The 26,686-nt window shown below is 45.4% G+C and carries 21 protein-coding genes; 2 read left to right on the top strand and 19 right to left on the bottom strand.

Annotated elements, in window-relative coordinates:
• Window positions 1-167: 167 nt before the first annotated feature.
• Window positions 168-2,531, bottom strand: coding sequence for a dockerin type I domain-containing protein (locus RF007C_RS00230; RefSeq protein ID WP_051456441.1), 2,364 nt, complete (start codon window positions 2,529-2,531; stop codon window positions 168-170).
• Window positions 2,532-2,790: 259 nt separating this feature from the next.
• Here RF007C_RS00230 and RF007C_RS00235 point away from each other — a divergent pair, with 259 nt between their 5' ends.
• Together RF007C_RS00235 and RF007C_RS00240 are read left to right on the top strand one after the other, a co-directional pair.
• Window positions 2,791-5,355, top strand: coding sequence for a dockerin type I repeat-containing protein (locus tag RF007C_RS00235; RefSeq protein ID WP_037296371.1), 2,565 nt, complete (start codon window positions 2,791-2,793; stop codon window positions 5,353-5,355).
• Window positions 5,356-5,528: 173 nt separating this feature from the next.
• Window positions 5,529-5,984 carry a GNAT family N-acetyltransferase gene (locus tag RF007C_RS00240; protein ID WP_026052817.1) on the top strand — a complete coding sequence of 152 codons (456 nt, stop codon included), beginning with the start codon at window positions 5,529-5,531 and terminating at the stop codon, window positions 5,982-5,984.
• A gap of 114 nt (window positions 5,985-6,098) precedes the next feature.
• Here RF007C_RS00240 and RF007C_RS17595 read toward each other — a convergent pair whose 3' ends face one another.
• From RF007C_RS17595 to RF007C_RS00330, 18 genes are all read right to left on the bottom strand, one after another.
• A complete protein-coding gene (locus RF007C_RS17595) occupies window positions 6,099-6,581 on the bottom strand; it encodes a DUF6465 family protein (RefSeq protein WP_037296372.1) in 483 nt (160 codons plus the stop codon).
• Between the two features lie 19 nt (window positions 6,582-6,600).
• Window positions 6,601-6,876, bottom strand: a complete 276-nt coding sequence (locus tag RF007C_RS00250) for an HU family DNA-binding protein (RefSeq protein WP_019678320.1) — start codon at window positions 6,874-6,876, stop codon at window positions 6,601-6,603.
• Window positions 6,877-7,326: 450 nt separating this feature from the next.
• On the bottom strand, window positions 7,327-9,924 hold the full coding sequence (gene clpB, locus RF007C_RS00255) for an ATP-dependent chaperone ClpB (RefSeq protein WP_082316642.1): 2,598 nt from the start codon (window positions 9,922-9,924) through the stop codon (window positions 7,327-7,329).
• A 51-nt stretch (window positions 9,925-9,975) separates the two neighbouring features.
• The gene (locus RF007C_RS00260; protein ID WP_051456442.1) at window positions 9,976-10,620 is read right to left on the bottom strand and encodes a hypothetical protein; all 645 of its coding nucleotides are present in this window, start codon (window positions 10,618-10,620) and stop codon (window positions 9,976-9,978) included.
• A gap of 517 nt (window positions 10,621-11,137) precedes the next feature.
• Window positions 11,138-12,712, bottom strand: coding sequence for a carbohydrate-binding domain-containing protein (locus RF007C_RS16125; protein WP_051456443.1), 1,575 nt, complete (start codon window positions 12,710-12,712; stop codon window positions 11,138-11,140).
• Window positions 12,713-12,803: 91 nt separating this feature from the next.
• A complete protein-coding gene (locus tag RF007C_RS00270; RefSeq protein ID WP_019678316.1) occupies window positions 12,804-13,547 on the bottom strand; it encodes a DUF4956 domain-containing protein in 744 nt (247 codons plus the stop codon).
• A gap of 4 nt (window positions 13,548-13,551) precedes the next feature.
• Window positions 13,552-14,361 carry a polyphosphate polymerase domain-containing protein gene (locus RF007C_RS00275; RefSeq protein ID WP_037296374.1) on the bottom strand — a complete coding sequence of 270 codons (810 nt, stop codon included), beginning with the start codon at window positions 14,359-14,361 and terminating at the stop codon, window positions 13,552-13,554.
• A 416-nt stretch (window positions 14,362-14,777) separates the two neighbouring features.
• Window positions 14,778-15,554, bottom strand: a complete 777-nt coding sequence (locus RF007C_RS00280; RefSeq protein ID WP_019678314.1) for a helix-turn-helix domain-containing protein — start codon at window positions 15,552-15,554, stop codon at window positions 14,778-14,780.
• 4 nt (window positions 15,555-15,558) lie between these two features.
• The gene (locus RF007C_RS00285) at window positions 15,559-16,077 is read right to left on the bottom strand and encodes a DNA-3-methyladenine glycosylase (RefSeq protein WP_037296376.1); all 519 of its coding nucleotides are present in this window, start codon (window positions 16,075-16,077) and stop codon (window positions 15,559-15,561) included.
• Between the two features lies 1 nt (window position 16,078).
• Complete coding sequence (locus tag RF007C_RS00290) at window positions 16,079-17,830, bottom strand: Rqc2 family fibronectin-binding protein (RefSeq protein ID WP_037296378.1); 1,752 nt, start codon at window positions 17,828-17,830, stop codon at window positions 16,079-16,081.
• A gap of 118 nt (window positions 17,831-17,948) precedes the next feature.
• The gene (locus RF007C_RS00295) at window positions 17,949-18,767 is read right to left on the bottom strand and encodes a putative RNA methyltransferase (protein ID WP_037296380.1); all 819 of its coding nucleotides are present in this window, start codon (window positions 18,765-18,767) and stop codon (window positions 17,949-17,951) included.
• Between the two features lie 9 nt (window positions 18,768-18,776).
• A complete protein-coding gene (locus RF007C_RS16130; protein WP_051456444.1) occupies window positions 18,777-20,234 on the bottom strand; it encodes a Nif3-like dinuclear metal center hexameric protein in 1,458 nt (485 codons plus the stop codon).
• Between the two features lie 96 nt (window positions 20,235-20,330).
• Window positions 20,331-20,606: a zinc-ribbon domain containing protein gene (locus RF007C_RS00305; protein ID WP_028521131.1), complete on the bottom strand. Its 276-nt coding sequence runs from the start codon at window positions 20,604-20,606 to the stop codon at window positions 20,331-20,333.
• Window positions 20,607-20,702: 96 nt separating this feature from the next.
• Window positions 20,703-21,293: a sigma-70 family RNA polymerase sigma factor gene (locus tag RF007C_RS00310; protein ID WP_019678308.1), complete on the bottom strand. Its 591-nt coding sequence runs from the start codon at window positions 21,291-21,293 to the stop codon at window positions 20,703-20,705.
• Between the two features lie 97 nt (window positions 21,294-21,390).
• Complete coding sequence (locus RF007C_RS00315) at window positions 21,391-22,926, bottom strand: immunogenic protein antigen 84 (protein WP_037296381.1); 1,536 nt, start codon at window positions 22,924-22,926, stop codon at window positions 21,391-21,393.
• A 503-nt stretch (window positions 22,927-23,429) separates the two neighbouring features.
• Window positions 23,430-24,047, bottom strand: coding sequence for a helix-turn-helix domain-containing protein (locus RF007C_RS00320; protein ID WP_037296382.1), 618 nt, complete (start codon window positions 24,045-24,047; stop codon window positions 23,430-23,432).
• Between the two features lie 206 nt (window positions 24,048-24,253).
• Window positions 24,254-25,387, bottom strand: a complete 1,134-nt coding sequence (gene ftsZ / locus RF007C_RS00325) for a cell division protein FtsZ (protein WP_019678304.1) — start codon at window positions 25,385-25,387, stop codon at window positions 24,254-24,256.
• A 183-nt stretch (window positions 25,388-25,570) separates the two neighbouring features.
• Entirely contained in the window at window positions 25,571-26,674 is a 1,104-nt protein-coding gene (locus tag RF007C_RS00330; RefSeq protein WP_242836248.1) for a cell division protein FtsQ/DivIB, read from the bottom strand.
• Window positions 26,675-26,686: the final 12 nt, after the last annotated feature.

The following is a 26,686-nucleotide window of genomic DNA, read 5'->3' on the forward strand; positions in this document are numbered from 1 at the left end:
TCAACTTTATTATAGCTTCTTTTAAGCTGTATGTCAAGAATCTCGGCTTGTGCAATATGTAAAATTATTGTGATAATTTAAGCTCTTGCTTAAATTATGAAAGAAGGAACCCATGGTAAGGTCCCTTCTTTCATTTTATCATTATAATTGCCGGGGGTAAGATGGGCTTAAACTTCAGGGAGAGACTCTATCAAACCGATAAGGAACTTCTGTATTGCTACTGCATCAGAGCCCGTGATACCGTTGCCTCTCTGCTCCACGTCCGCATTTGTACGAAGCTCGGGAGCTATTTTATATTTATCGGGATTTGCAAGTGACTGCATGATGAGTATAGCGTCTGCCAGCTCCACCACGCCGTCGCCGTTGACATCGCCTGCCTTGCCGTTGAACGGGATATCAGCCTGTCCCGAAGATGGCGAGTATGCCATATAGAACAGATTTGCCGTATCCGCCTTAGATATGCTGTGTGTCCCTGTCGCAAGCTCTGCAGTGATGACACCATTTCCCGATGCTGTATACTTTGTGCCGTCAATCTTTATTGTAGCCGCAGGCTCCGCGAATACCAGCACAAGACTGCCGCCTGACGGAGCATTGAAGCTTACGGCAGTAGCCGACTCTATCTTCAGACATTTTGTCAGTACCTTGCCGCCATAGTCCACAGTCCCCTTAGCATCCGAAAGATTGCCCGAGATACTGTAAAAGCTGCTGTTTGTGCCGTTTTCGGTAAAGTTATGCACGTAATTGCCCGAAACAGGAACATATGGAGCTGTTGCCGTTGTCGTAACAGCGGAGATTTGTGCAGCAGTGGTAGTTGTGGTAATATCCGTTACAACTGGCTTCACAGCAGTCGTTGTTATCACAGGTACAGCTGTATTATCCTCTCTGAAACCGCTGCCTATAGCGGTCACAGAGCCTTTATATGAGCTTATTGCAGCTTTCAGTGCCTGATTAACCGCATAGCTCTCATCATCAACAGCATTATTGAACTGCCATTTGAAATCTCCGCCGTCAACACGTCCTGCCTTAGCAGTAACGACAGCCGGAACATCCTCTGTCCTGTCAGGGGTATAGCTGTACATAATGCCAGAGGTATCGAAATTATTGTAGACCGCACCTCCTGATTTTGCCTTTACGGAAGTACCTACCTTTTCTGTCCTTGAGGAGGCCTCGTAAGCGTCAAAATCGGTACTGTTCTGCTGATATGAGGTATAGGCCTTCTGACCTGTCATTATATTTCCGAAGGACTTTATCACTCCTCCTGCCTCACCTGAGAATATGCCTCCCGCCAGATCGTCCGAGCCCTGCATGGAGATCAGCATGGGGTACTTGCAGTTGCGGAAGAAATTGTTCTCCACAAAGCATGAAGCTCCCATGGTAACTCCTACGCCGTATTTTGCATTGCCGTCAAAATAGTTATTGTAGCAGTGAACGGAACAGGTCCTTATTCTGGGATGGCGGGAATCCGAGTGATCATACCAGTTGTGATGGTAGGTGATATAATTCTCTGCGGATTCCGATTTCATGCCCTGTAGGTTGCATTTTCCATTATCCCAGAAATGATTGTAAGAGTGAGTGATATAGGTTGAAGTCTTTGTATCAAGTGCGCCGTCGCCCTTGACCTGATCGGCATCGGAACCTGCGTCACCATAGAAAAAGTCGCAGTTATGAACCCAGATATGATCGTTATTCTGCTGCAGACCGCAGTTGTCGCCCTCACTGCTATCGCAGTTCATAAAGCCGAGATTTCTTACCTCCACATTTGAGCAGTTCTTTATGACCAGACCAAAGCCGTTGAGCACAGTATCGTTTCCCACACCCTCAATGGTACAGCCTGCCTTAACGGTATCCACCATCAGGTCACCCTTCAGCAGTACCGCAGGATCGGTGATATTGCCTATAAAGCGTATATTCAGCGGCCTTGTATCCTTCCCCTTCTTGTATGCGGTTATGATATTCTGAACGCCCGTTACCGCAGAAGCTCCCTTTCCTGTGGAATCGATCTCAGCTGTAACACTGTCTTTATTGGAGTTTGTAACGTATACAACAACAGCATTTCTTTTCAGTGTACCGTCGCTGTTGTACGCGCCGCTTGAACTGCCGTTCACAAAGCCGAAGCCGCTTCTGTCATGGGCATAGGCAGCCGCCTTTGTTTCCGCCGCCTTTGAAGAATCCTCCCTGCCGCCGATGACAGGAACTATCCTCATGGTATGGCCGCCTTCTTTCAGACCGAGAGCGTCGGCTCTCATATAACCGCTGTACTGACGTACAAGCATAGAGTCTATCCTTGAACCGTCCACATAGACATTGTATCCTTCCGCTCCTGATACAGACGTCCATGCAGCATACATACCCTCGCCGAAGCCTGCCGAGCTCAGTATTTTCACACTGCTCTCCGCTGCAAAGGCTGTGAAGACATTCCCCGGAGTAAATACGGACATCGTCGGCATAGCTGCGCCAAAAGTTGCCGACAAGGACATTACCGCCGCAGTTACTGCGGAAACCGTTCTCCTCCTGAGCATAACATTTTTCATAGGTATTCCTCCAATTCAATATCCTTCTGTGAGTGGCATATTCCTCACTCTTTTCTCTTTACTGACTATATTATATCCCCGAAATGTATAGTTTTCAATGACATATAATGCTCATTAGATGATTTTTTGTACTTTAGATTTTTTTACATACACACAATCAATCAATAGCTTTCTGTGCAAATTAAAAAAAATATGAGAGTTTTAATCAGCTGCCTCGTCTAAGTAATAGAAAGCATGAAATTGTAAAGGAGGTATTTTTATGCTATTCAAAAAAATATTATCATTCACTATGGCAGCAGCTGTGTCATCGACTTTGTTTGCAGCCGCTCCGATGTCCGGAACACAGACTCTGCTGAAAAACAACTATGCCGCAGCAGAAAGCTCCGATACGGTCACTTCACCCATTGCAGGCAGCGATTCATTTGCACTTCTCCTGTCTGAATACAATATCGAAGCGACAAAGACTGTACGTATCCAGTGCTGCGGTACAGGAACTCCCGATTCATGGACTGTGGAGCCCTCGGACGTTATCAGACTCGACACCACAGGTACCATGGCAACAGGCCTTAAAGAGGGAACAGCCGTTATCACCTATGTGAAGAACGGCGCTGAGTCAAAGGCTATCGTCAATGTTACCGAAGGCGATGAGATCGTCGGACATTGCAAGGTATGCGGCAAGGCACTCAGACAGGAAGATTACTTTTATGCGGCAAGCGGTGCATCGTCCTGCTTTGACTGCTATCCTCTTATTGATAATTGTTTCCCCAAAGGTACAGCAACCGTAACCGATACAGTCAAGGAAATACTCAACGAAAACGGTATTATGTACATCGTTTTTGAAAACAGCGGAAAGTACTCCATAGGCACCAAGGATTATATAAAGCGTTTTAATGACAAGCTCGGTCACGAGCTGAAGGTCGGCGAAACCATAGAGATGTGTTATTATTATGATGACCTGCCTGTAATGGAGGGCTCACAGTATACACGCGACACCCATAACGTAGTACTCTGCAAGAGCATAAAGACTGTTGCAGCTCCCGAAGAAAAAAACGCCGATGACCGTACTTACATTCTTTATGTAACGTCATATCCTTCAAAAACAAGATATACCATCGGTGAAGAGCTCGATCTCTCCGGCGGATACGCTTACGGTATCATCACCAGCTCAACTCTGATTGGAGATACCTTCAGCCAGCCTTTTGATTCCGAGTATTTTACCATCGATTCTTCGGAATTTGACAACACAAAGCCGGGAACATATAATATCTACATCATGTACGGAGAAGGTTCCGCAGCAGACTGGGATTCATACCAGGTAACAGTCTGCAATGCTGAGACAACAGAGGTCACAACCGAAACTACAACGACCACAACACCTCTGTCCTCCGTAACAGTTGAAGTACCTACAACAACCACCACAGCAGAAGAACCTGAGATATGGAGATGGGGCACAGGCGTAGATCACTTCGACTCCGTCGAGACTCTTCCCACAAAGACCGTATACACAGAGGGCGAGGAATTTGATTTCAGCGGACTTGTGATCAAAGCTCACCACAGTGCAATGAAATATTCCAACAAGGGCAATGCTAAGAACGTAATAACTAACTATGTCTGGGAGCCCGTGAAAATCGATCCCAAGTATATAACAGTAATATCCGAAAGCGGTAAAACATACAGCATCAGCGACTTCAGCAAGCTCAAAGGCGGCGAATCCTACATAATAAGTATAGGCAGCGGAAAGGTGATCACACTGAATGTCAAGAATGATGAATACGAAAAGACCCTGTATGATACAAATGAATTCTCCTTCAAGGTGTACGTATCCGCCAAGGATTCATGCGATGCTGAGACAACAGAGGTCACAACCGAAACTACTACGACCACAACACCTCTGTCCTCCGTAACAACTGAAGTACCTACAACAACCACCACAGCAGAGGAACCTGAGATATGGAGATGGGGCACAGGCGTAGATCACTTCGACTCCATCGAGACTCTTCCCACAAAGATCGTATACACAGAGGGCGAGGAGTTTGATTTCAGCGGACTTGTGATCAAAGCTCACCACAGTGCAATGAAATATTCCAACAAGGGCAATGCTAAGAACGTAATAACTAACTATGTCTGGGAGCCCGTGAAAATCGATCCCAAGTATATAACAGTAATATCCGAAAGCGGTGAAACATACAGCATCAGCGACTTCAGCAAGCTCAAAGGCGGCGAATCCTATATAATAAGTATAGGCAGCGGAAAAACGATCGCACTGAATGTCAAAGATGATGAATACGAAAAGACCCTGTACGATACAAACGACTTCTCTTACAAAGTATATATATCCGCCAAGGATTCAGACAACAAATTCATAGAAATAAAGGACGAAGTAGCAGAATCCTTCAGCTACGGCAGCGGAAATAACGGATTCAAACTCAGGAACCGTAAGGGTTTCAGTGTGGACATGGATTCCATATCCGCAAAGATCGGATATGATTTTGATTATCATATACTTAAAGATGATATAGTTTCAGGTGTTCTTCTGGTCAATACCAAGACAAACTATTTAGTAGCAGGCGATCTCAGGATCGTAAAATACTCAGGTAAAAAAGGCGACGCCAACTGCGACGGCAGTATTGACCTTGCAGATGCAATACTCATCATGCAGGCTCTTGCGAACCCTGATAAGTACAGCTTGGACGGAACAGAGCAGCATCACCTCACAACAAGAGGACATTTATTCGCCGATATTGACGGAAACGGCATGACAGCAGACGATGCACTTGAGATACAGCTTTTCCTTCTCGGAAAGAGCAGCATGATAGAAAAATAAATCTTAAAGAAACAGTTCTTCATCATTACAGCCCCGGGGCAGCTGCCTCGGGGCTGTTCAATTGAAAGCAGGCAGATAAAAGTCGCTGCTGATATAGATTTTCTGTTGACAAAACAAGTGTAATTTGATATAATTAAGGCTCACATAAGCTGTAAATGAAAGGGTTGATGTTTATGAAGACAGAATACAGAAAAGCTGCCGCTGAAGATGCAGAGTTACTTACAGAAATATACAACGCCTCATTTTACAAGGACTATATAAGATACGGTGAATGTCCTGCATACGGAAAGACCATAGAAATGATGAAGTTATCAATAATCGAGCATCCTAAATTCCTGATCATATATAACAGCGAACCCATAGGCTGCATTTCCTGCAAAGAATTGAAAAAAGGAGAATATGAGATCGGATGTTTATGTGTTATTCCCGAATATCAAGGCAAGGGTATCGGAACGTCAGCTGTGGAATTCATAAAATCATATTATAGTGACTGGAAAAGCTTTTCATTAATAACACCGGCAGATAAAAGTGAAAACATCAGATTTTATACAGAAAAATGCGGTTTTTATCTTCAGTCTGATGAAATGAACGGAAATGTCAGAGTTGCACGTTTGATTCTAAAAAGATAAATTCTGATATATCTTGGTGAAATAACATAACGAACAAGCCCCGCGGCAGCTGCCGCGGGGCTTATCAATTAACATATACAAAAAGCTCCGCATTAAAGCGGAGCTCTATAATTCTTAGAAAAGATCAAATTCTGGCTTAGGTATTCCATTGATTACAGGATATACCTTATTTCTACCTATAACGATATAAATATCAACCTTATTTATATCCTTCTCACCAGAAAGCTTCTTAGCCTTCTCAATGAGATCAGCGGTAGTAACATCTAAACCATTTGCCTGAATAACAACTTTGCTTTCTACAGCAACTGTAGCTGTCTTCTTAGCAGCAGGCTTCTTAGCAGTTGTTGCCTTCTTTTCAGCAGGCTTCTTAGCAGCAGGAGCCTTCTTCTCAGCAGGCTTCTTAGCAGTTGTTGCCTTCTTCTCAGCGGGCTTCTTAGCAGCAGGAGCCTTCTTCTCAGCGGGCTTCTTAGCAGCAGCAGTTGCCTTCTTCTCAGCAGGCTTCTTAGCAGCAGGAGCCTTCTTAGCAACAGCCTTCTTCTCCTCAGCAGGAGCAGTAGCTGTCTCTAACTTTTTCTCTGCAGTCTTGTTATCTGGCATGATGATTTCCTCCTTAGAATTACTTGTTTACAGCGTTCTTAAGTGCCTGGCCAGCCTTGAATGCGGGTGCCTTTGAAGCAGGAGCAGTCATCATCTTCTTAGTCTGAGGATTGATTACCTGCTTCTCCTTACGATCGCGAACCTCGAAAGTACCAAAACCAACGATGGAAACCTTCTCGCCGCCTGCGAGAGCTTCTGTGATCGTAGCGATGATAGCATTTACAGCTGTCTCTGCGTTTTTCTTAGTGAAGTCAGCCTTCTCAGCAACTGCACTGATTAATTCGGTCTTTGTCATAGTATGATCCTCCATAAATAAGATTTTACAATTGAATTATATACCCTTTATAACGATTTGTCAAGTTAATCCCGAAAAAATGACAAATCCACCTATATTTGGCTGTTTACAGCCCCGTTTTTATTCAAAACCGCCATAGAATTTGCCTATTTTCCGTTGAAAAAAATTCACAATTGTGATTTTTGATTTACAAATAGTATAAAACAGTCGTTTTATTCCGAAATATAAAGGTTTCAGCCGCCTTACAACCATCAAAAACACCTTCCGCCCACTATTATTATGCACAATTTTTCGCTGCTATGTTTGTGCAACTATACAAAGTTCAGAAAAGTCATTTTTCTTCAACGTTTTTCCATTGAATTTTACCCATTTTTTCATTATATATAGAAGGCATAAAAAACGGGCACAGCAATAAATGCCATGCCCGAAAAGAGATAAATATTATTGTACTCAGTCCGCTGTGAGTTTGCCGTTTACATCAAGGTCGATGTCGATAACGTCGCCTGCGGAGAGATTACCGCCAATGATACGTTTAGCCGCCAGTGTCTCAACGTTGCGCTGTATAAATCTTCTCAGCGGTCTTGCACCAAAGTTGGGATCATATCCGCAGTCAACAATGTAGTTTTTTGCTGCCTCACTGACATTTATGCGTATATGCTTATCATCAAGGCGCTTCTGAAGGTCAGCCAGCATAAGGTCAACGATCTTTATTATCTCTGTCTTAGCCAGCGGCTTGTAGAAGATTATCTCATCAAGACGGTTCAGGAATTCAGGTCTGAACTGTGTTTTCAGCAGTCCCTCCACCTGTGCGCGCGCCTCGTCGGTTATCTCGCCGTTTGCGTCGATACCTTCAAGTATATAAGGTGAGCCCAGGTTCGATGTGAGTATGATGATAGTGTTCTTGAAGTCCACTGTTCTGCCCTGAGAATCGGTAATACGACCGTCATCAAGTACCTGCAGCAGAATATTGAACACATCGGGATGAGCTTTTTCTATCTCATCAAAGAGCACCACTGAGTACGGCTTTCTGCGCACTGCTTCCGTAAGCTGACCGCCTTCGTCATATCCCACATATCCAGGAGGCGCTCCGATAAGACGGCTTACGCTGAATTTCTCCATGTATTCGCTCATATCTATACGTATTATATTGCGCTCGTCGTCGAAAAGTATCTCCGACAGAGCCTTTGCAAGCTCTGTTTTGCCCACGCCAGTCGGACCGAGGAAGAGGAAGGAACCGATAGGTCTGTCGGGAGCCTGTATGCCTGCACGTGAACGCAGTATAGCCTCGCTGACCTTCGTTACAGCCTCGTCCTGACCGATGACTCTCTTGTGCAGCAGACCTTCCAGACCGAGTATCTTCTCCTTTTCGCCTTCCATGAGCTTTGAAACGGGTATACCTGTCCAGCGGCAGACAATCTTTGCTATCTCGTCCTCAGTTACCTTGTCACGAAGCAGTCTGCCGTTCTCCACATCATGTTCGGCCTGCTTTTCAAGCTCCTCCAGCTCTTTCTGGAGCTGCGGCAGCTTGCCGTATTTGAGCTCAGCCGCTTTGTTGAGGTCATACTCACGCTCAGCCTTTTCGATCTCGCCGCCTGTCCTTTCTATCTCCTCACGGAGCTTCTGAACAGCAGATATATCATTCTTTTCGTTCTCCCACTTGGCCTTCATGCCCTTGAACTTCTCACGGAGCTCTGCAAGCTCCTTCTGAATATCCTCAAGATGCTCCTGAGAGATATTGTCACTTTCCTTTTTAAGAGCAGCTTCTTCTATTTCCAGCTGAACAATCTTACGTGAGATAACATCCAGCTCTGTAGGCATGGAATCCATTTCTGTACGTATAGTCGCACAGGCTTCGTCAATAAGATCTATAGCCTTATCAGGCAGGAATCTGTCAGTGATGTATCTGTTGGACAGTACAGCCGCTGATATGAGCGCATTATCGCTTATCTTAACGCCGTGGAATACCTCATAACGCTCTTTCAGGCCACGGAGTATGGAGATAGTATCCTCAACGCTTGGCTCGTCCACCATAACAGGCTGGAAACGTCTTTCAAGCGCAGGATCCTTCTCAATGTACTGACGGTACTCGTTAAGTGTCGTAGCGCCTATACAGTGGAGCTCACCTCTTGCCAGCATAGGCTTCAGCAGGTTGCCTGCGTCCATTGCACCGTCGGTCTTGCCTGCACCTACTATGGTATGCAGCTCATCTATGAACAGGAGTATCTGACCATTGCTGTTCTTTATCTCATTGAGGACAGCCTTCAGACGCTCCTCAAACTCTCCGCGGTACTTGGCTCCTGCCACGAGAGCTCCCATATCAAGGGAGAACACCTTGCGGTCTTTAAGGCTGTCGGGAACATCTCCCGCCACGATACGAAGGGCAAGTCCCTCTGCAATGGCAGTTTTTCCGACGCCCGGCTCACCGATGAGCACAGGGTTGTTCTTCGTCTTTCTTGACAGTATGCGGATAACATTTCGTATCTCGCTGTCACGGCCGATAACTGGGTCGAGCTTGTTCCTGCGGGCAAGTCCCACAAGCTCCTGTCCGTATTTTGTAAGGACATCGTAAGTATCCTCGGGATTTTCGTTGGTGACTCTCGTATTTCCTCTGACAGACATAAGAGCGCTGAGAAAGGAATCCTTATTTATATTGAAGGTACCGAGAAGCTGCGAAACGTCCCTGTCCTTGCTGTCTATAAGAGCAAGCATGAGGTGCTCCACCGAAACATACTCGTCCTTCATATTTGATGCAATACCCTCGGCAGCCGTGAGAACACGGTCACACTCTGCGGATATACCGAGATTACTGCTCCTGCCGCTTCCTGTTACCTTTGGAAGGGCGTTTATCTTCTTCTCCACCTCGCTGTCGAAAATATCTTCATCTATATTCATTTTCTTCAGGAGCTGAGGTATAAGACCGTTCTCCTGACGCACAAGACCTGCAAGGAGGTGTATCGGCTCTATGACCGAGTTTGACTGCATAACAGCAATGCTCTGAGCCTTCCTTACAGCGTCAATGGACTTCTGAGTCAATTTCTCTGCATTCATAATAATATCCTCCATTCTGATAATTCATATTTATCCCTTTTTTTTTACATTCTAAATAATATACCGCCCGAGAAGGGCACGGTAATTCTTTTCCAGTATGGGAGCATTCTCGCCGAAGCTCTCGGGAGCTGCCAGATAAGTCTTGACAGCACGGTCAAGATCCTTGATGTACTCCCCTATTGCTTCACCTGCCTGCTCTCCCGAAAGAGCCCCTGTGTTTATAAGCTTCCTCGAGAAGCTCCCGTCGCCTATCTCGCAGCTGTAGCTGTCTATACCCAGTCTTGAAAGATAGCTGTTTTCCAGCTTTGCCCTGTAGGCGAAAAATCTGTGGAACATATCTATAAGTGCAGCGCTCTGCGTCCTTATATTCACTCTGAGAGTACCGAGATAAACCTCGGGAGAACGTTCAAGCTCTACCTTATAGCTGATAGTCGGACGGTATTTGTATTCGAGGGCTGTACGCACGGTCATCAGCGACGGAGAACGCTGCTCCTGGATCCTGAAGCTGCTGCTCATAAGCTCCTCTATCTGACCGAAGATCTCTCTCATACGCATTTCCGGCGTCACGCATGACAAATGCTGTGCAAGTATCTGATTGATAAGATTTGAGCGGCTTGTGCCCAGTCGGTAGGCCTCATCGTCAACAGCCTTTATGACATCGTCCATGAGCACCAGACTGTATACGCTTTTTTTCACGCTGCATCACTTCCTTTCCTGTTTATATATATCATAGCACCGATTATAGAATTTGTCAAGCGGATTATATAATATTTCACGCAAGTTTCACGATGTAAAAAAAGCCGCCCACAAGGGGCGGATAATCGATCCAAACGATAAAATCGTTTAGCACTGTGGATCGAGCCATAGACAATAAGTTAAAAAAAGTTATTGAGAATAGAAAACATGAAAAAATTACAAATGAAAGGGGTTAGTTTTATTACTTGACAAAACTATTTCTATGGCGTGCAAGTGAACCAATATTCATTATCAAGCACATGAGAGGGGAGGGTACTTGATATTGAATACCAATAATCTTCATTTGCTGATATTATTATATTGCATATCTGCTCATTTGGCAATAAACAATTATGCACTAAAATGTAATATTGTGTAGTTTTCTCACTTTTTTTCAATTTTTTATTGTCAATTTTTTGTGAATTTGTTCGCTGTTATTGCAAATTTACATTTTATTATCAAAAATCTCTTTTTATATTCACTGTTTAACATAGTTAAGACCGTCAATGACAGTAGTAACTCCGCTCTTGTTTCCGTTAACAATGGTATAGAATGTATTACCGCTCATGATCTCGGGTGAGAGAACCATAATACTTCTGAAATCATTATGAGGATCAAAGGACATCAGCTGCGAATTATTGAGGTAGAGCTCTACCATAGAACCTGCAGCCGCAATTTCGCTCAGCTCGACTACAACAAAGGAATTGCTGTAATTCTGGGGGATAGATACTGTATTACCTGCCGCAAATACCACACCGCCCGTATAGGTGAATGTGCTCTCGGCAAATATAGAGCTCTTTTCTTCCCTGTTTCCTCCCGAGATAACGGCATAACCGCCGTTGATATTGAGAGTCCCCTTTGACTTGATACCGTTTGTGCCTGCCTTGACCCTTATTCTTCCGCCGTCGATGGTAATATCATCATGAGCGAAAATGCCGGACTTGACGGACATGATGCTGAATGTACCGTTTTCGATCACTACATCGTCATTGCAGGAGATGCCGTGAGCATTATTTGCGGTTATATAGACTTCACCGTTGCCCTTGAATCTCAGGTTATCCTTGGAGAATATAGCACCGTTGTTTTCCGCGTCGTTTCCGCCGTCGGTAAGGTAGTTGACAGAACCGTCCTTCAACTTGATGGTACAACGCTTTGCTTCATCAACAAAGATAGCAGGTCCCGAGGAATTGGTGATGTCAACACCGTTAAGGATAAGAGTCACCTTATCATTTGGAGAATCCGTATTTACGTATATCTGACCGTCGCCAAGATATCCGCTGAAGATGAAGTTTCCTGCGCTCGTAACAGTGACAACGGAACCGTTTACGGTCACTCCGCTGCCATTTACACTTATGTTATTACCCAGAGTTATCTCAGCTGTATAGTCTGATTCAGACAGAGTCTGCCCGCCTTGGTTGGCGGTAGTAGTATTAGGAGATGTTGCCCTTGTAGTATTTGTAACCGCCAGAGTAGTGGTAGTCTGGGTAGTTGTATTCTGATTTTCGTTATTCTGCCGGGTAGTCGTATTCACGTTGTTATTGTTCCCGTTATTGTTGTTGGGAGACTGATAATTCTGTGTTGTATTGTTCTGACTGTTGTAGTAAGGGCCGCTCCAGACGTTGCCCGAGGGCTGTCCCCAGGACTGATTTCCGCTTGACTGTCCCCAGGACTGATTTCCGCCGCTGCTATAGCTGCCCCATGAGCTGCCGTTGCTGCTCATCCACGGGTTATTCCCGTTATTGTATCCGTTGGGATTATTTCCGCCGGGATAATTTCCGTTTGGATTACCGTTTCCGCCGTTAGGAGCTCCGCCCTGACCGTTTGGGGTGCCGTTCTGCTGCATCTGATTATTCTGACCGTTATTGTTCTGCTGTTGCTGCTGTGAATTATTCTTCCCCCAGGTCAGTTTATTTGAAGAATTATTTCCCGATTGAGTTGTTACAGTAGTAGGCTGCTGTTCATCTGATTTATCTTGAGCATCCTTACCGCAGGAATAAGCACTTATAATTACCATAAAAGCAGTTAAAACTGTCAATATCCTTCTATATTTCATATTTCTCTCCTTTTCCGTATATACGAAATTTGTCAGACTATCTGCACTGAAAGTCTGACAAATTTCCTTGAGAGGGTAGTAATTATTAAGTTTAGTTTTCGTAGATCTTATCGTCGTACTTGAAGAATACGAGATTGATCGTCATATTTCCATTGAGAGCTCTGAGCTCGTCAACAAACTTCTTCTGATCGATGTTTTCAAGAACATCAACGCTGTATATAAGTTCGAAAAGTGTACCGAAATTTGTAGTCTTTACTCTTCTGAGCTTGTAGAATGTTGTATATCTGCGGAGAACAGGCTCAAATACACCCTGATAATCAAGGTTCTCGGGAATAGCGATCTTAAGAGTCATATGTCTCTTCTTGCATCCGCCGAAGTCTGTCTCGCTGAGTACGAACATTACCACACCAAGGATCACAAAGAATACTACTGCAAATCCGAGGTATCCGATTCCGCAGGCTACACCGGCAGCCATTGCGAAGAAGATGTATGCTATATCCTTCGGATCACCCGCAACGCTTCGGAATCGCACCAGAGTGAAGGCTCCTGCAAGGCTGAGGGCGCCTGCCGTTGTGTTGATGAGAAGAAGTATAAGCGATACTATAGTCGGAAGCATGATCATTGTCAGAACGTAGCTCTGAGAATAGCCCTCTTTTCTGTGAGTAACGATGTAGATAAGACTGATCAGAAATCCGATCACAAGTGCGGCTCCCACACAAAGGAAGAACTCGCCGGGCTTTATGGTACCAAGCCCTGAACCGCTGCTGTTGATAACGGATCCACCGTCCTCATAATACTTCGAAAGCACATTGCCAAAAAACCCGTGTTCAAACATAAGTTCATACGCTCCTGTTCATAATGATATTATTTTTTATCATGGAAATACCCGATATATATATCCTTCTGCCTCCCGCATGCTGCTGAGCATCCTCGATCTGGCTCCTTACAAAGTTCTGATAAGCTCTGCCGTACTTTGAGAAGCTTGTTTTATAGATCTCAAGCTCGGAAAGCTTTGCAACCAACCAGTCCGGAATAGCATTGGATACTTTTACTTCCATAAGTCTCTGATCTGCACCGATTATGTAATTGCCGTAGCTGTCATAATTGAGTCCCAGATCATAACGACGCTCAGTGATCTTTCTGTCAAATGTAAGACGGAAGTCGCCGTCGTCCTTTCCGAAGAAAGCCTCGCGCTGATAGCTGATATACTGCTTTGGCGCGATAGGATAGTTATTGAGGAATACATCCAGCTCTCTGAAAACCTGCTCTGTGATATACTTTGTACACTCAGGCTTTGAACGGTCAGCCAGATAAGCGTCAGACTCAGCAAGAGTCATTGATACTCTCCTCTTGGTAACTATGCCGCCAATCTTTTTCTTTATCTCGAGAAAAACCGTATCATCGGGAGATGCGGGAGAATAGTAGCTGCGAAGTCTTATCTTTTCCTTATAATAAGGCTTTGCCAGCGATTCTCTGATAAGATAGTCATCGGGTGTGTCGTAGTAGATATTGTAGATGCCGTACTCTTTGCCGCCGATACAGAATTTATCAGGATTCATGTACTGCGATATTACCTCCATTAATCCGTGATACTGTTCCATATTAAGGAGGAATTTGATTTCCTTACGAGCAAATGTATTGATTGCCATAATTGCCTTCAATGCGAACACGCCGCACGAAGCTCACACTCCTTTCGTATCATTTGCTTATATTATAAAGAAGTTTTCTTAAAATAGTCTTAAGTATGCTTATTATTCACCAAAATTTGATTTAAACGTCACAAGAAATGTAAAACAAGCACAATTCAACGCAGATACGTTGTTTTGAGCGTCAAGGCATCTGCTGCACATATCCTTTTTAATGTGATACAGCTTAAACAAATGGCAAAAAAGTGACTATTTTTATTTAATAATAGCACTTTATTTACTCGTTGTCTACTATTTTTCATGATTTTGTATCAAAAAAGCCTCAAATTCCGCAATTTTTGAACAATAGTGCGCAATAATCGACGAAAAAGGCGTTATATCGTAGGTTATCACTTCTTAAAAATACTGCCGGAAGCTGATCAGACCTGTTTTCTGTATTTAGTGGGAGTAACTCCCACCATTTTTTTGAACTGGCGCATAAAATGCTCCTCATTATCATAACCGCACATTGCCGCCACCTGTGAAACAGTGCAGCCTGTCTCGCTGAGTATCTCCTTCGCCTTCTCGATCTTGCCGCTTATTACGTCAGCAATACATGAAACGCCGAAGGTTTCGCGGTAGAGGTGCTGGAAATATGATCTTGACATATTCACATAGGCCGCCATGGAATCCACATTCCATTTCATCTGGGGATTGCGGTAGATCTTCTCGCGCAGCTCCGCCAGCATGGCATAATGGGGCTCGGTGGTCTGCTCGCTGTCCGTATTTTTATTTATGGCATCTCCCATTTTCACAAGTAGGATACGCATGAGATTTTCAAGCATCTTTCCCCTGCGGGAACCAAGAGAATAGTATTCCGATGCGATATTCCGCATAAGCTCAGATATGAAATCCGTATCCGCAAACCTTATGGGACGGTTGTATATCAACTCAAGGGAGTCTATGAACTCCTTTTCGTCCGCTGCGTCAAAGCATATCCAGTCGCAAACCAGAGGACACTCCTCAGCGGAGTATACCACAGGGAGCCTTCCGTCGCATAGTATAAGAGCATCCGAGGGAGTCCGCATGGAGAGCCCGTTGATGTCAAAACGACATCTGCTCTTTGTCAGCATGAGCATATATTCTCCGTTGGCAGCCCTTCTGAAAACCGAACTGCTGTCATATATGGAATTACATCCTAAACACCGTATATTCACAGTATCACTCCTTGCCGTCGATAAAACGCCACTCTATATCCTTCCAATACTCGCCAGCGTAGTCTATTCCAACCCGCGGTGCAGTCCTTATCTCAGGACGGTATCCGTCATCCTCGAACCAGATCTCTTCATTTTCACGAAGGGATACTCCATTGAAGCTTCCGTCGATCTTCATATTTTTCGTCAGTTTTGCAGGTCCGTCAAAGCGCTTGCCCGCACGCAGAAGCAAGCCCTGGGGCTGATCCTTTTCTCCCGTTATCACATTCATCAGCCAGTGCATACCGTAGCACAGGTATACGTAGATCACACCGCTCTCTCCGTAGAGCAGCTCAGTGCGCTTCGTGCGCCCTTTGGCAGCGTGGCAGCCCTTATCCTCCTCGCCGCGGTAAGCCTCGGTTTCGGCGATACGCTCTCTGAGCTCTGTACCGTCAGGCAGCCTATGCACCAGTATCTTCCCCACAAGGTCGGGAGCCGCTTCCAGAACATCACGTCTGAAAAAATCCGCATCTATTTTTTTATTCATATCAAACTCTCAAGCTCTGTTCAAGCTCGGCGTCGGGCTTGACAAAAGCAGTCTTATAATTTGTGAATATTACCTTTCCCGGCTTTGCCCCAGAGGGCTTCTTGACATATCTTGCAAGACAGTAGTCCACCGGCACCTGTCCCGAGCCTCTGCCGCTGCTGTTTACTGCGGCTATCACCGCAGCTTCCTCGATGGTACGGTCCGGAGGCGTCTCACCGTCGGTAAGTATAAGCACATGGGAGCCCGTTATGAGCTGAGTATGGAGCCATATATCCGACTTCTCGGCAAACTTCAGGCTCAGCTGGTCATTCTGCTTATTGTTCCTTCCCACAAGTATGGTAAATCCGTCACTGGACTTGTACTCAATGGGCGGGAGCGCCTTTGGAGGCTTTGCCTTGCCGCCTGCATAGCGGACGTATCCCTGCTCGCGGAGCTCCAGACGAAGCTGGATTATATCATTCTCCGAGGAAGCTCGGGTAAGGGCGTCGAAAACGCTCTCCAGATACTGAAGCTCCTCCTCACCGCGGCTGATCTGCTCTGTAAGCTTTTCCTCCGCAGTCACGCACTTCTTGTATTCGCTGTAGTAATGCTGGGCATTCTGTGCAGGAGTCTTTCTCACATCAAGCTCTATGGTCATCTGCGGACAGCTCTCATCATAGAAGTTTTCCACGGTGACCGAGCTGTCACCCTTCTGTATGCGGTACATATTTGCGGAGATAAGGTCTCCGCATAGCTTAGCCCTGTCTTTTTCGGCACAGGCTGTAAGCTCGTCGCGCTGAACGGAGATCCTCCTCGATGTACGCTCTGTAAGGTTCATAAGCAGCTTGAACAGGTCATTTGCACGCTGCTTTGTACGTAGGGACCTGTCACGCTCGGAATAGAAATAGTCCAGAAGCTCCGAAGCACCCGAAAGCTCTTTTGTGTACATAAGAGTTCCGAACTGTGAAAGACGGACGAAGGAAAAGTCCTTCAGCTGCCCCTCCTTGTCGCTTACAGCGGAAAAGCAGCATTCGCCGTTTATAAGCTGTTCCCGCGTGCGCTTTATGGTAAACAGCAGTCTGTCAAGCTGATCCTCCGTAATGGAATCGCTTTCAATATGTACTCCCCTGCCTGCAAAAAACGCCCACTCACGCGCAAGTATCGGGGATATGCCCTCAAAGATACGTATGAGGGTCTTTGAGAGCTCCTTAGTATCGGCTGCGGCAAGTCTTGCCTTTATCTCGTCAGCCTCGGCAGTAAGAAAGTTCAGTCGGTCATCTCTCGGCGGAAGGGTGTACTTCATACCCGGAAGCACCATTCTCTCCCGGGACATATCCTCGTCCACGCGCTTGATACTGTCGATGACCTTGCCCTCCTCACTTATTATAATAAGGTTGGAGCAGCGTCCCATGATCTCGCAGGCAAGAGTTACCGTAACTATATCGCCGATCTCATTGACACATTCAAAGTCAAGAAAGAGTATTCTTTCCAGTCCGTCCTGTCTTATATCCACCAGCTTGCCGCTGCCCAGCCGCTTCCTCAGCAGCATACAGAACATGGGCGGAGTCTGGGGATTATCCACGCTGTTTTCGGTTATATGCACACGGGCACTGCCCGCATTTGCAGATATATACAGTCTCCTGCTGCCGCTTCTGGTACGTATGGAGATGATGATCTCCTCGCGGGAGGGCTGATGTACTTTCTCAACTCTTCCTCCGATAAGAGGCAGGAGCTCCTTTTTAACTGCGTATAAAAATGCTCCGTCCAGAGCCATAAAATCAATCCTTTGCTTTATATTGTGAATATCACGACGCCTTCAGCACTGCTGCCGGTCGGTAATATGTACAATTTTATCCACTTTAATTATAGCATTTTGCACATCAGTGTTCTAATCAAATATTGCGGTATACAAGCAGCTCAAAATCAGCTTTTGTGGTCAGATTGCCCAGTCCTCCCAGCCTCGACTGCTGTTCGCGGCCTGTCCTGTAATAGTATGGAGTCATTGAAAAGAGCGCGTTGATGTCCTCCTGAGATACAAGCTCCATATCGTAGCTGATCCTCTCGGCTGAAACGAACTCAAAACCCTCCAGCTCATAGGACTTCACTTCATTTTTATAGGGAGTATCATATATCGCCTGTTTCAGCTCCCAGAGATGGTCTGACGAGGGTATTGCCATGATCATTGTTCCGCCCTTTTTCAGCACTCTGCGGAACTCATCGCCGCAGTAGGGGGCAAAGAGTGTGACCAGCATATCACAGGAGCTGTTCCCCGCAGGTATATGGAACACACTAGCTACAGCAAGCTCTGCCGACCTGCACCGCTTGGCGCAGTATTCAACCGCAGCCTTGGATATATCAATACCGCAGACCTCCGCAGCAATATTATACTGCTGAAGCTTATCAATAATTGCGCTTGTGTAGTATCCTTCGCCGCAGCCTGCGTCAATAATCGTACCGCCTTTGAAGTTTTCAGTAACAGCATTGCAGAGAGCTTCGCACAGAGGAGCATAGTATCCCTTGTCAAGGAAGCTCCTTCTGGCCTGCACCATAAGCTTATTGTCACCGTGGACCGTTTTTCCGGTATGCTTGGAGAGAAGCAGATTCACATAGCCGCTTTTAGCCCTGTCAAAGCTGTGTCTCTTGGGGCATATATAGGTATTCCCTGTCAATTCAAGCTTTTCGCCGCACACAGGGCATATGAAAACACTCATCTTTCCACCTCAGACATACTGGCAGGGATCAACAGAGCGCTCTGCTATTTCGATGTCAAGCTGCGGGAACTTTTCCTCAAGAGCCCGTCTCAGCTCCCATAATACTATATTCTCCGTGTGGAAATGTCCACAGTCAAGAAGGGCTATTCCGCGGTTGTTGGCGTCTATCCATACATCATGCTTGACATCTCCCGTAATCAGGGCGTCACATTCCTTTTCAGCGGCAAGATCCAGCATGGAACCGCCCGAGCCCGAACAAAAGGCAATTTTAGACACAAGTGGATTGATCTCCCGTGTAGTCCTTACATACTGACAGCCGAAGATGGACTTGCAGGTCTCCGCAAGCTCCTTGACAGTCACAGGCTCTTTCAGATTGATTATCCAGCCGAGGCAGTTGCCGCCGCCAAGCTCCTCAAATGGCACAGGTATCCCCTTAACGTCAAGCTTTTCACTGAGCTTACGAAGTATAACTCCGTTGGTACCTCCTGCCGCAATGTCCAGATTAGTGTGCATACATACCGCACCTATGCCGCTTTCGATAAGCCTGTAGACAGGATCTGTGCGTCCTATGCGCTTACGGGGCTCGAATATAACGGGATGATGGGAGATTATCAGCTCCGCTCCCTTACAGTCAGCCTCGTTCACAACATCGTAGGATATATCCAGAGAAAGCAGAACCTTGCTGCACTCCTGGTCGGAGCTTTCCACAAGATAACCTGAATTATCCCACTTCTCCTGTGCAGCAAACGGATAGAGCTCATTGAGGTGATCAATAACGTCACAAACATTTTCAACACCGATACCGTTTATAACTTTTTGTGCAAGGGACCTATAATGTTCAGCCTCTGGGGCTCTGCCTGCCTTTTCAAGACTGTCCGCGACCTTTTCAAGCCTTTCGGCTTCACGTTTGCGGTATTTATTGGCTGTTTCGTCCTCATCGTCGAAAAATCCGCAGATCGACTCTGCTTCGGTCAGTCTTCTCGGGAAGGGGCTATACTCCGCAGTCATTATAACATACAGCTTATCGCCTTCTTCGGCAACATACTCCCCTGTTATCTCCATGTTATTCTCATAGAGCTTTCTGCGGAGGATCTCGGGTTTAGTCATAGGCTGAAGCACCCAGCGGATATTCATTTTATCTATTGAATCAATTTTAACGTCATCGATTATGGCAGCAATGGTCTCTCCGCCCATACCTGCGATTATAACATCAGATACTCCGCTAAGATCTATATTATCAAGTCCGTCGGAAAGTACGAGCTCGACCTTATCCTGTATGCCGTACCTTTCAACTGTATTCCTTGCAGCCTCGAGAGGTCCTTCCTTCACATCGGAAGCTATGACCCTGCTGCATTTTCCGCTGTTTATAAGCTCTGCCGCCAGGTAAGCGTGGTCAGTACCCACATCTGCTGCGATACCTTCGCCGCTGACGAGCTCTGCGATTTTCTTCAATCTGTTATCAAGCATATTGCACCTCATTAAAAAATAGCGCACCGCTGGAGCAGTACGCATAAACAAAACCAAGCACAGCCGTTTCCGACTGTGCTTTCGGTCTCATAAATTTTATGCCTCGTTCATTTTTGCAAAGCAATCGCTGCAGTAAACTGCTCTTCCTTCCTTGGGTTCAAAAGGAACCTTTGCTTCGCCGCCGCATGATGCGCAAACTGCTGTGTACATTACACGCTCAGCCTTGCCTGCGTTCTTTCTGGCGTCACGACATGATTTGCATCTCTGGGGCTCGTTAACGAAGCCTTTCTCTGCATAAAATTCCTGTTCGCCTGCGGAGAAAATAAACTCCTGTCCGCACTCCTTGCAAACTAATGTCTTGTCTTCGTACATAGTACAATACCTCGCTTAAATTTTTTCGACCACGGTTGGATTTACACCCACATCTTTGTTAAACAACGCTCTTTGGTTGAGCTACACGGCCATATTTCAGTTTGTATCGTGCATTACCGCACGTATCTTCTTCCTTGCTCTCTGCATAGCGTTGTCAACGGCCTTTTCCGTCATACCAAGCTTTTCGGCTGTACTTTTATAGCTCAGTCCCTGAACACACAGCGTAAGCACATTAAGCTCGGTGAGTGAAAGTACAGAACATATATTATTCCAGAGCTCGGAAAAAAATTCCTTGTAAAAATAGATGCTTTCTGGAGTTTCCTCCACAGACAGCACATCTTCCGCCTTATCATCGTCTATTCTCTCACCTAAAGAGAGCTCTCTGCCGCTTTTGCGGGTAAGAGTTTTCATTCTGTTGACGATGCAAACCTCGGCAAAGGTGGCAAACTTAACACCTTTTTGGGGATCAAATGCCTCAATAGCCTTCAGAAGGCTTATCATTCCCTCCTGATGAAGGTCGTCGCTGTCGGTCTCGGAATTTGCGAAAATCTCGGATTTGATAAAAACGAGCCTGGAAAAGCGCGACAAAAGAACAGCCGCGGCAGTCTTGTCAGACTTACCCAGCACAGCCAGTTCCTCATCGGATTTCTTATTTAGTTCATTCAGATCGTGATCAAAATCAAGCAAGATACCCACCCAACAATCAGCATTTTACCATACAGGACTTATATTACCGTCTCCCCTCGGATCGCTCCGAAGGGAGATCGGTACAATGCTTATAAAATTAGTTTTCCTTTGCAGCTTCTTCCTCGGCAGCCTTGAGAAGCTCTGCCATATCGAAGTTGAAGTTTGCACTCTTGTTACCCTGTACAGGTTTATTCTGCTGATTCTGTGCAGGTGCCTGTGCGGGCTTATTATTGTTATTATTATTGTTGTTATTGTTTGTGTTATTGTTATTAACGCTGCTGTTATTATTCTTGTTGGCATTATTGAAATTGCCTACATTAGCAAAAGGGTTGCCGTCTCCATCACTTACCTTAGCTGAAGGGAGATCGGAAAGCTCTGCCTTGGGAGCCTTTGAAGGAGTAAAATCAGCTCTGGGAGCCTCAGCCTTCTTCAGGTTATTATCGTTCTTTGCAACATCAACTGTCTTGCGAGCCTCGCCGATGATATTCTGAGCCTCGTTCATTCTGCTTGAGCACTGGCCTGTGAGGTTATTGAGTACAGAAGCGATGTCTGTAAACTTGCTGTTTACGCTCTCGATCTCTGTAAGGAGCATCTCACGAACAGTCTTGGACATATCGTTTACCTTATCAGCGTGTGAGTTAGCGTTATCAATAGTGCTCTTAGCCTGATTGTTAGCTTCCTTTATGCAGGCCTCAGCAGCTGCATTTGCATTGGATACAGCCTTTTCAGCTTCGATATTGGCATCCTTGAGGATCTGTGCAGCCTTGTCGTTTGCTTCCTTTGTAACAGCCTCAGCGTCCAGCTTAGCCTGATTCTTGATCTGGTTAACGTTCTTCTGAGCCTCAGCAAACATTGCGCCCATCTGAGCAATAGGATCTGTTGACTCTTCCTTGAGCTTGGTTATCTCAGCGTTGAGAGCCTTGATCTCCTCGTCCTTCTTAGCGAGATCGTCGCCGATCTTGGAGGAATCAACGTTCTTCTTAATGAGTTCAGTGATCTTGTTATCCTTATCTGCAAGCTCCTTGTTCTTAGCTGACAGCTCTTCAGAAATCTTTGCGAGTTCCTGCTTAACCTTAGCGATCTCACCCTCGGCAGCGCCGCCTGCATTACCTGCAGCAGCCTTCTGCTCAGCAGCCTTGAGACGGTTTCTGAGGTCCTCGATCTCCTTCTTAGCAGCTTCAAGAGCAGCAGTTGTCTGTGCATTGGCCTGCGGATTAGCAGCGCCGGCAGCAGCCTTCTGCTCGGCAGCTCTGAGCTGTTCCTTGAGAGTCTCTATTTCCTTCTTAGCAGCTTCAAGTGCAGCAGCTGCAGCAGCATTTGCCTGTCCGCCGCCCTGTCCAGCAGCAGCCTTGAGCTGTGCGATAGTTTTCTGAAGCTCTTCATTTTCCTTCTTAGCTGCTCTGAGAGCGTTATTGGAGGTATTGAGCTTCTCCTGAAGGTTCTCCACCTGGTTTTTATACTTGGTGATTTCCTGAGGATCAGATGATCCGTTTTCCTTCAAAGATTTATTTTCGTCCTCAAGGGCAACTATCTTGGAATTCAGCTCATCGAGGTATGTGATAACATCCTCTTTGATAAAGCCCTTCTGACCTATCTTGGTTTCTCTTAATACTGTTGGTGTTGGTTCGCTCATGGTACACTCCATTCCCCTCGATAGAACCGAGGTAAAAATTTAAGGAATAAGAACCCATACTCAGCCACTGTGAAGGTCTGTTTTGGTGATATTGCATATAAAAAAAGCCTTCACAGCCCACGAATACAGGTTCTGATGATTATGCCTTTAATAAATTATATCATAATTATTATATTATTTCAACTATTGAAATGTAGAAAATTCAGCCTTATTTTAGTGCAATTTACTATAAAATTTCAGTAAAATATACTACTTGTTTATTTAACAGTATGATGATTTATCATAAATGCAGATATAAATTACTTTTGTAACAAAAACATAATATAATTTTGAAAAAGAAAGTTCATGGACATATATTTTACATCATATTAAAACAATGAACATAAGCCCGGAAGAAGCTCTTATTTTTTTCACCGCTTTGCACAAAAGCTTTCAGAAACGCGTAAGCTGTAGTTTTGCAGGTATAATTACGGAGGAATGCAAAGGCATCTCTCCTTTCAGGCTTAAACATATCCGCGGCTCATAAGGAACAAAACCGTAAACACAATGGCCTCAATTGCAGCTCCTATGCCGAAAATCCAAACCAGTGCTATAATACGTTTCTTATTCAAGTCCTTCCGCTTTTCATGTTCCTTGGCCTTTTCGATATCATCGAGAGTCTCTCCGTTCATGAAAGCAATGACCTCGCGGTATGTCTGGACATCGTTCTCCTTTTGCAGTTCCCCCATCTTATGAAAAGCTATAAAAGTAACTGTAAGGAACACACCTGTAAGCAAGGCAAATAATAATCTTAATGTCTCGCCGTTCAGTACACTGACAAGGACCGCCGAAGCCAGTCCTGCAAGCGTTACGGTACCCGCAAGGTTATAAAGCTTTTTCATTTTCTTTCCGTCATTCTTTGTAATGGTCTCTTTCATAGTATCAACATCTCCTTTGATAAGCTCATCGAGGGAAACGCCGAAGAGTTCACTGAGGATAAGCAGACTGTGAACATCGGGATAGCTTTTCTCAGTCTCCCAGTTTGAGATAGTCTGACGGCTTACATACGCTCGTTCTGCCAGTACCTCCTGCGACCATCCTTTTTCAGTTCTCAGTTTTCTTATCCTGCTGCTCAGCTCCATGCGTTCCACTCCTTTCCGCAAGGGTACTTCCCTTGTCTGATCCTATCATAGCAAATGCAGTCTATTTCCGCAACCAAAATCATTTTGCACCGACAAAAAAACATTGTCAAAACCTTTTGACAAGTCGGTATTACGCTATTTTTAACTGTCTCCGCAAGCCGCAGCATAAAACAAAAGCGGCCCCGAAGGACCGCATATATTACTGTTTAGTTGCCGAGCATTTTGAATATATCATCCAGATCGTAATCCTGACTTGAAGAAGGAGCAGCAGGTCTTGCCTGTGTGCCGCCGAAGCCAAGTCCATCGATAAGAGGATTGTCGATAGGAATAATGTCTTCCTCAGGATTGGATTCTGCAACTGTTGAAGGAACAGGTGCATCATCGTCGTCAAAGCCTGCAGCGATAACTGTGATAGTCATCTCATCCTGCATATCTTCCTTGAATGCTGTACCGAAGATGAACTCAACACCTTCAGCAGCAGTATCTGTAATCATCTTTGTAGCTGCATCCACATCGGAAGAAAGAATATCCTCTGACATTGCAATATTGATAAGGAGTCTCTTTGCACCGGAGATAGATGTCTCGAGAAGCGGGCTGGAGATAACTGCGTTTGCAGCGTCTCTTGCCTTGTCCTTTCCTGTACCGTGACCGATAGCCATATGAGCATAACCGGCATCCTTCATGATTGTGGAAACGTCTGCGAAATCGAGGTTTATGTAGCCTTCCTCAACGATAAGGTCGGAAATGCTCTTTACACCTGTCTTGAGAACGTCATCTGAAAGAGCGAAGCTCTGCATCATTGTAAGTGGCTTATCAAGTCCCACGAGAAGTCTTTCATTAGGAATAACGATGAGGGAGTCAACGTACTTTCTGAGTTCTGCGATACCTCTCTCAGCCTGAGCCATTTTCTGCTCTCTCTCAAAGAGGAAGGGCTTTGTAACGACTGCAACTGTGAGAATATCCATCTCCTTAGCGATCTTTGCAACCACAGGAGCAGCTCCTGTACCTGTACCGCCGCCCATACCGGCAGTAATGAAGATCATGTCAGCACCCTTGAGATGTGTCTCGATCTCATCGCGGTTCTCCTCAGCACTGCGCTGTCCGATCTCAGGCTTGTTGCCGGCGCCTCTGCCCTTTGTGAGCTTTGCACCGATGGGTATCCTTGTTGTAGCCTTTGACTTGTTGAGTGCCTTGGCATCTGTATTTATCGCGATATATTCTATATTATTGACACCCGAATCCACCATGCAGTTAACAGCGTTTCCGCCACCACCGCCAACACCGATGACCTTTATATTTACATCGGGTTCGAGTGTTTCCTCATAATTGAAATCTGACATTTGAACTCCTCCTACTATTTATTATCCTAAATTTATCAAATTTATATATTACTCTATAAATACACTTTATATTTTAGCATACGGAAGCATTTTTTTCAAGTGCATACAAAATTTTTTTTATTTTCAGCGAAACAAACAGCTGCCAACTGTTCATTTACAGCATTATGCACATATTTTATACCATCACCACTGGCTGTCAACAAAGTTCCCATCGTCGGTGTATCCGCTGTTTCCGTCGCTGCCGTAGCCTGTGTCACCGTAATTCTGTTCCTGATAATAATCTCCGCTGCCGCTGTTATCGTCATTCCACTGTCCGCCGTCATTATTTCCGCTGTTTTCCGTAACAATTTCAGTAGGCGGAGGCGCGGTTGTACGGTTCTGATTTATCTTGTTGAACTCCTCCTCCATGTCAGGATTCTGTTCGCCGACCTCATCAATGGGATTGCCGTAAATATCGGTCTTTACAGCCGTTGTGGGCTGATCTGAACCTGGGTTTGCCACAGGCTTGTCGCTGTCGCGGAAGCTGCACTGATTTGTGCCTATCATGGTGAGATAGCCTTTCTTGCCCATGACCTTTTCGTCCTTCATTACCTCATCGGCAAGTGCAAGCTTATACTCAACGTCATTCCAGTTGCCCATTTTGAATATCATACCGCTTTTATAGTTCACTATGATAGCGTGCTCGTCGCTGAGATCAACGCTCATCACGCTGTTGTCGTTCTTGGCGACAAGACTTGAAATTAGTGCGGTAAATGCGTCGTTTTTATGCTCATTTTCGGAATATACGGGCTTTCCGGGTGTCTTATCCGCAGGATCAAGTCCGTATATTATAGGCAGACCGTCTGTTATGAAGCCGTTATCTGCAAGTATCTTTCCTTTTTTGCTTACAAGCAGCGTTCCTGTGCCGTAATTCACATTGAAGGCAGGAAGACATTTTGTAACAGTTATCTCCAGAGAGGATGGGAAGTCCCTCTCTACCTTCGCTGTCTCAACGTAAAGCAGATCATCGAGGATCTTCTGTTCGCTGCCCTTGATGTTGAGGCGAAGAAGGTTATCCCCCTTCTTTATACCCGAGGCAAAAACTATCTCCTCCGCAGAGTACATATCAGACTCGCCCGATACACGTATCTCGTTTATATTGAAAAGGAAGGTATAGCTTATAGTTATGACAGCTGTAACTACCAGCAGCATCACCACAAGTCCGTAAACGTTCATCATACGCTTACGGCGCCTTATCCTCTTTCGGCTGTTCTGCCTTTCCACATTTGTTTTTTCGACGTCTTTCATATCTTCTCCAAA

Source organism: Ruminococcus flavefaciens 007c (genome assembly GCF_000571935.1).
GTDB lineage: Bacteria > Bacillota > Clostridia > Oscillospirales > Ruminococcaceae > Ruminococcus > Ruminococcus flavefaciens_F.